The following is a 6423-nucleotide window of genomic DNA, read 5'->3' on the forward strand; positions in this document are numbered from 1 at the left end:
CCCGCGCCCGCTCGACCGCCCACCGGCGCACGCTCGCCGTCGTGGCCGGCGCCGGGCTCGTCGCGTTCGCCGCGGCCACGGCCGGCCTGCTGCTCGGCGCCGCGGGCCTCACGCTCGCCGACGTCGTCGCGGGCCTCACGGGGCAGGGCGACGCGACGACGAACCTCGTGCTCTACCGCCTCCGCCTGCCGCGCATCGTCGCGGCGCTCGTCGCCGGCGTCGGCCTCGGCCTCGGCGGGGCGCTCTTCCAGTCGACCCTGCGCAATCCGCTCGCGAGCCCCGACCTGCTCGGCGTCACCGGCGGGGCGAGCCTCGCCGCGGTCGCGGCGATCCTGCTCGGCGGCCTCTCCGGGCCGGTGGTGTCGCTCGCGGCCTTCGGTGGCGCCCTCGCCGTCGCCGCGCTCGTCTGGGGCCTCGCGTGGCGCAGCGGGCTCACCGGCATCCGCTTCGTGCTCGTCGGCATCGGCATGGCATCGGTCGTGTCGGGACTCCTCGGCTGGCTCATCACGCGCGCCGAGCTCCGCGAGGCGTCTGCGGCGCTCGTGTGGATGGTCGGCGGAATCGCGAACGTGCCGTGGCCCGAGCTCGGCGTCGCCGCGGCCGCGCTCGCCGTGCTCGGGTTGTGCACGGCACTGCTGGCCCCGCGGATGCCGCTGCTCGCGCTCGACGACGACACCGCCCGCGGACTCGGCCTCCGCGTCACACGCGCGCGGGGCGCGGCCATCCTCGTGGGCGTCGGGCTCGTCGCGGTCGCCACGGCGATCGCCGGGCCCGTGGCATTCGTCGCGCTCGTCGCCGCGCCGGTCGCCCGGGCGCTCGTCGGCCGCGGGAGCGCCGCGCTCGCGGCATCCGCCCTCGTCGGCGCCGCGATCGTGCTCGTCGCCGACCTCGTGGCCCAGCACGCCCTGGCCGGCGTCGCCGTGCCGGTGGGCATCGTCACGGGCCTCATCGGGGCGCCGTACCTCCTCTGGCTCATCGCCCGGGGCGACCGGAAGGGGATCGACGGATGACCCGTCCCGCACCGCACCAGCCCGCCGCGGACGAGCCCGGGGCGCCCACCTCCGGGCTGCCCGCCGCACCCGCCGCGCCGCACTCGCTCCGCGCCGAGTCGCTCACGCTCGCGTACGACGGACGCACGGTGATCGACGGCCTCGACCTCGAACTGCCCGACGGCCGCATCACGGCCATCGTCGGGCCGAATGCGAGCGGCAAGTCCACGCTGCTGCGCGGGCTCGCCCGGCTCATGACGCCCGCCTCGGGCCGGGTGACGCTCGACGGGCGCGACGTGCGCTCCTACGGTGCGCGCGAGTTCGCGCGCCGCGTCGCGGTGCTGCCGCAGCAGCCCGTCGCGCCCGACGGCGTGGTCGTCTCGGAACTCGTCTCCCGTGGGCGGCATCCGCACCGCGGCTGGTTCGGCGGCCGGTCGAGCGACGACGACCGGATCGTCGCGGAGGCCCTCGCGGCGACCGGCACCGCCGACCTCGCGGGGCGCGCCGTCTCCGAGCTCTCGGGCGGCCAGCGGCAGCGCGTCTGGATCGCGATGGTGCTCGCGCAACGCGCCGACATCGTGCTGCTCGACGAGCCCACGAGCTTCCTCGACGCGAGCCACCAGCTCGAGCTGCTCGACCTGCTCACGGAGTCGAACCGCGAGCTCGGCACGACGGTCGTGATGGTGCTGCACGAGCTCAACCTGGCCGCCCGGTACGCCGACCACCTCGTCGTGGTCGACGGCGGCCGCATCCGCGCGGCGGGGGAGCCCGCCCGGGTGATGACCGCCGAGACCGTCGAGGCCGCGTTCGGCCTCGAGTGCCTCGTGACGACCGACCCGGTGGCGGGGTCGCCCCTCGTCGTGCCGATCGGGCGGTACCACCGCGGCGAGCGGTGACGACGAGCACCGAGCGGATGCCGCCGCGTCACGGTTCGTCGCACGGAGTAAGGTGAGGCTAAGCTAACTAGAGCCGACTTCGGCACCGACCCGTCCCCGACCGAAAGGGAGTCGATGCACCCCCGACGCACGTTCGCCGTCATCGCCGCCGCCGCTGCCATGGCCCTCACCCTCGCCGGCTGCGCCGGCGCCACGACCGACGCCGACACCGGCGGGAGTGGCGCCGCTGCGGCATCCGACGCCTTCCCGGTGACGATCGAGCACGCCTTCGGCGAGACCGAGATCGCCGAGGCGCCCGAGCGGGTCGCCACCTGGGGCTGGGGGAGCACCGAGGCCGCCCTCGCGCTCGGCGTCGTGCCCGTCGCGATCGCCCAGCAGAGCTACGGCGCGAACGCCGACGGCGTGCTGCCCTGGGTGGCCGACGAGCTCGAGGCCCTCGGCGCCGACACGCCCACGATCCTCACCGACGACGGCGAGGCGCCGCCGTACGAGGAGCTCATCGAGGCCGCCCCCGACGTGATCCTCGCCCCGTACTCGGGCATCACCGAGGAGCAGTACGAGCTGCTCAGCGAGATCGCGCCGACCGTCGCCTACCCGGATGCCGCGTGGACCACCCCGTGGCGCGAGGTCGTCACGACCGTGGGCACGGCACTCGGCCTCGCCGACGAGGCCCAGGGCGTGCTCGACGACCTCGACGCCGAGCTCGCCGCCCGCGCGGACGCCCACCCGGAGCTCGCCGGCAAGACCGTCGCGGCCGTCTGGGACGTCGCCGGCACCTTCTACGTCTACACGGCCGAGGACTCGCGCGTGGAGTTCCTCTCGGGCCTCGGCCTCGAGACCGCGCCGTCGGTCACCGAGCTCGCCAACGGCGACTCGCCGTTCTACTACACGCTGAGCTACGAGCAGCTCGACCGGCTCGACAGCGACCTCGTGCTGAGCTACCACGACACGCAGGCGGAGGCCGATGCGTTCCTCACGTCGGCGCCGATCGGCGTCATCCCGGCCGTCGCGCGCGGTCAGGTCGCACAGGTCGTGGGCACCGAGCTCATCGCCGCGGTCTCGCCGCCCACGGCGCTCTCCCTCACCTACGGCCTCGACGACCTCGTGTCGTCGCTGTCCGCGGCCGCCGAGCCGGCCGCGGGCTGATCGGTCAGGCGGATGCCGCGTCGCGGCCCGGGTGCGCAACGCGCCCGGGCCGTCGGCGCACGTAGCCGCCCGCCTCGAGCCCGGCCTCGATCTCGAACCGGTTCTTCAGCGGGTTGCGTCCCGAGAGCCAGTAGAGCAGCGGGAAGAGCATGCCGTACTTCTGCCACTGCGCCTTGTGCACGGCCTCGTGCCCGAGCACGACGTCGCCGTCGTTGCGATCGGTCAGGTAGCACGCGCCCACGCACGAGCCCCCGCGGCCGAAGGTCCACTTCGGCATGCCCGTGAAGACCACGAGACCCCGGCGCAGCTCGATGCGGCCCCGGCTCCAGAGGAAGCCCCACGCGAAGCCGACGAGCGTGGCGTACCAGTAGCCGACCCGGCTGACGGGGGAGTCGGTGAGGCGGATGCGGAGCACCGCGCCCCGTTCGCGAGCGCTCACGGGCGGGCCTCGGGGCGGCCGAGCGACTCGAGCAGGCGCAGCCAGACCTCGCTCATCGTCGGGAACGCGGGGACGGCGTGCCAGAGCCGGTCGACGGGCACCTCGCCGACGATCGCGATCGTGGCCGCGTGCGCGAGCTCCGCCGTGTCCTGCCCCACGAAGGTCGCGCCCACGACCACCGCGCGCTCGTCGTCGATCACGAGGCGCGCCCGCCCGGCGTAGCCGTCGGCGAGGATGCCGGCGCCGCTCACGCTCGAGAACTCCACCTCGGCGAGGCGCACCGCGACGCCCGCCTGCTCGGCCGTCGCCGCGGTGTGCCCGACGGTCGCGACCTCCGGATCGCCGAACACGATGCTCGGCACCGCCAGGTGGTCGGCCGTGGCGACGTGGACGCCGAACGGCGCGTCGTCGACGGGGCGTCCGAGCGCGCGGGCGGCGATCACGTCGCCGGCGGCCCGCCCCTGGTACTTGCCCTGGTGGGTGAACAGCGCGCGATGGTTCACGTCGCCGACGGCGTAGAGCCACGGCACCGCGGCGTTCGGGTCGGCCCCGTCGGCGCCGTCCGGGCCGGCGGTCACGGACGCCCCGGCGACCGCGAGCGTGTCGTCGACCTCGATCCACGCGCCGGGCTCGAGGCCCACCGTCTCGAGCCCGATGCCCGTGCTGCGTGGCCCGCGGCCGGTGGCGACGAGCACCTCGTCGGCGACGACCGTCTCGCCGCCCGGGAGGGTGATCACCACGGCGTCGTCGGCGTCGCGCGCGACGCGCTCGGGCGTCACGCCGAGGCGCACGGTCGCGCCGAGGCCGCGGAGGCCCGCCGTGACGGCCTCGCCCGCGAAGGGCTCCATGCCGCGCAGCATCGTGCTGCGCGCGAGCACCGTGACCTCGCTGCCGAAGCCCGCGTAGGCCGCGGCCATCTCGGCGGCGACGACGCCCCCGCCGATGATCGCCAGGCGCGCCGGGATCGACTGCGCGCTCGTCGCGTCGCGGCTCGTCCACGGGCGCGCGCCGCCGAGCCCGTCGATGTCGGGGATGATCGGGTCGGACCCCGTGCACACCGCGACCGCGTGTCGCGCGACGAGCACGACGTCGTCGCCCTCGGGCGGGCTCACGACGACCCGGCGCTCGCCGTCGAGGCGTCCGTGGCCGCGCACGAGCTCGACGCCGACGCTGTCGAGCCAGTCGACCGCGCCGTGGTCGTCCCAGTCCGACACCCAGTAGTCGCGCCGGGCGAGCACGGCAGCGACGTCGAGGTCGCCCGTCACGGCCTCCGCGGCGCCGGGGACGCGCCGGGCCGCACGGAGGGCGGTCGCGCTGCGCAGCAGGGTCTTCGAGGGCACGCACGCCCAGTAGGAGCACTCGCCGCCGACGAGCTCGTGCTCCACGACCGCCACCTCCAGCCCCGCGGCGCGGGCCCGGTCGGCGACGTTCTCACCGACGGGCCCTGCGCCGAGCACCACCACGTCGAACTCCCGCTGCATGCCGGCTCCTCCCGGGCGGCCCCGCCGTGCGCCGGGCGACCATGTCCCAGCCTAGGCAGCGCGCGGGCGCTGCGGCATCCGTTCGCCGCGGTTCAGCGGGATGCGGGCGCAGCGGCCGAGGCGAGGGCGCCGACGACGCGCAGGATCGTGGGCAGGTCGTCGATCGCGACATCCGGCGACGCGGGGGAGAAGCCCGCGATCGAGGCGCCAGCGAGGGGGAACCGCGCGACGACGGCCTTGAGCAGCGCCACGAGCTCGGTGGGACCCACGCCGAACGGCATCGGGTACGAGAGGCCGGCGAGCGACGAGGGGTCGAGCACGTCGAGGTCGACGTGGACGAAGACGCGCGACGCCCCCGTCTCCTCGAGGGCGGCGATGACGACCGTCGGGTCGCTCAGGTCCTCGACGGTGAGCACGGACACCGCATGCTCGTCGATGAACTCCCGCTCCCCGTCGTCGATCGCCCGGATGCCGCCGAGCACGAGCCTCGACGGAGGCACCCTGGTGTCGGGGCCCAGCGCGAGCCCCTCGGCGCCCTCGCCCGCGATCGCGCGCAGCACCATGCCGTTGAAGGCACCAGACGGGCTCGTCTCGGGGGTGTTCAGGTCGGGGTGCGCGTCGAGCCACAGCACGGCGAGGTCGCCCCGGTCGGCCGGGTCGCTGCTCGCGTCGTCGCCGGTCGCGGTGCCGCGGGCGACGGCGAACTCGACCGCCGCGAGCGCCGCGCCGCAGTCGCCGCCGATCATGATGGGCGTGCCGCCGACCTCGGAGAGCGCCCGTGCGGTGAGCTCCCGCACCCGCAGCAGCGTGCTGTACCGGTGCACGCCCGTGTCGAGCGCCTCGCCCGCCTCGACCGGCACCTCGACGACGACCGTGGCCGACGCGGGCAGGTCGCCCTGGATCGCGGCGGCGCCGTCGGCGTGGCTCATGGCGCGCGCAGAGACGGAGCCCTGCCATTGTGGGACGACGACGAACGTGGCGGGCATGGTCCCAGTATGTGGTGCGCACGGGCCGGCACGCCACATCGGCCGCGCTCAGTCGGGGAACCGCACCAGCCGTGCCTGCACCGCGAGACCGAAGCTCGCGACGATCATGAAGCCGAGGCCGAGCAACCCGCCGACGGTCGTCTGCGCCACGGTCGCGGCGGCGCTCACGGCGATGAGCGCGAGCGTGGCCCGCCAGACCCAGCGGCGGGCGGTGAGCGCCGTGGCGAGCGCGAACACCACGAGCAGCACGATGCGCGCCCAGAGGTCGATCGGCGCCCAGAGCGGCCCCGCGGAGAACGACAGGAGCGCACCGACGACGAGCAGCAGGGTCCACGCGCCGAACAGCCACCAGCTGAACGGGCCGAGCGGCCGAGCGGATGCCGCGACATCCGCCACCGGGTACTCCACGGTGCGCGGGCCGCCGGCCGACCGGGGCGGCGGCGCGGCCGCGCCCATGCCGGCGCCGGCCCCGGCACCCGCTCCCGC

The 6423-nt window shown here is 75.7% G+C and carries 7 protein-coding genes; 3 read left to right on the forward strand and 4 right to left on the reverse strand.

The genetic code is table 11. From position 1 onward, the window contains the following. The 3 genes from EDM22_RS19120 to EDM22_RS19130 all read left to right on the forward strand — a co-directional run. Positions 1–1010: FecCD family ABC transporter permease (locus tag EDM22_RS19120; protein ID WP_212592000.1), on the forward strand; the 1010-nt coding region annotated here is incomplete at its 5' end. After that, positions 1007–1885 carry an ABC transporter ATP-binding protein gene (locus EDM22_RS19125; protein ID WP_122938683.1) on the forward strand — a complete coding sequence of 293 codons (879 nt, stop codon included), beginning with the start codon at positions 1007–1009 and terminating at the stop codon, positions 1883–1885. The genes EDM22_RS19120 and EDM22_RS19125, both read left to right, overlap by 4 nt. 114 nt (positions 1886–1999) lie before the next feature. After that, on the forward strand, positions 2000–3031 hold the full coding sequence (locus tag EDM22_RS19130) for an iron-siderophore ABC transporter substrate-binding protein (protein ID WP_170964212.1): 1032 nt from the start codon (positions 2000–2002) through the stop codon (positions 3029–3031). A gap of 4 nt (positions 3032–3035) precedes the next feature. Here the strand turns inward: EDM22_RS19130 and EDM22_RS19135 are convergent, their stop codons facing one another. From EDM22_RS19135 to EDM22_RS19750, 4 genes are all read right to left on the reverse strand, one after another. Next, entirely contained in the window at positions 3036–3470 is a 435-nt protein-coding gene (locus tag EDM22_RS19135; protein WP_122938684.1) for a Fe-S oxidoreductase, read from the reverse strand. Then, on the reverse strand, positions 3467–4951 hold the full coding sequence (locus tag EDM22_RS19140; RefSeq protein ID WP_122938685.1) for a dihydrolipoyl dehydrogenase family protein: 1485 nt from the start codon (positions 4949–4951) through the stop codon (positions 3467–3469). The genes EDM22_RS19135 and EDM22_RS19140 overlap by 4 nt, the downstream gene beginning before the upstream one ends. 92 nt (positions 4952–5043) lie before the next feature. Then, the gene (locus EDM22_RS19145; protein ID WP_122938686.1) at positions 5044–5937 is read right to left on the reverse strand and encodes an arginase family protein; all 894 of its coding nucleotides are present in this window, start codon (positions 5935–5937) and stop codon (positions 5044–5046) included. A 48-nt stretch (positions 5938–5985) separates the two neighbouring features. Beyond that, the coding region (locus EDM22_RS19750; RefSeq protein ID WP_212592001.1) for a hypothetical protein at positions 5986–6423 on the reverse strand (438 nt) is incomplete at its 5' end.

This window comes from Agromyces tardus, from assembly GCF_003710805.1.
GTDB lineage: Bacteria > Actinomycetota > Actinomycetes > Actinomycetales > Microbacteriaceae > Agromyces > Agromyces tardus.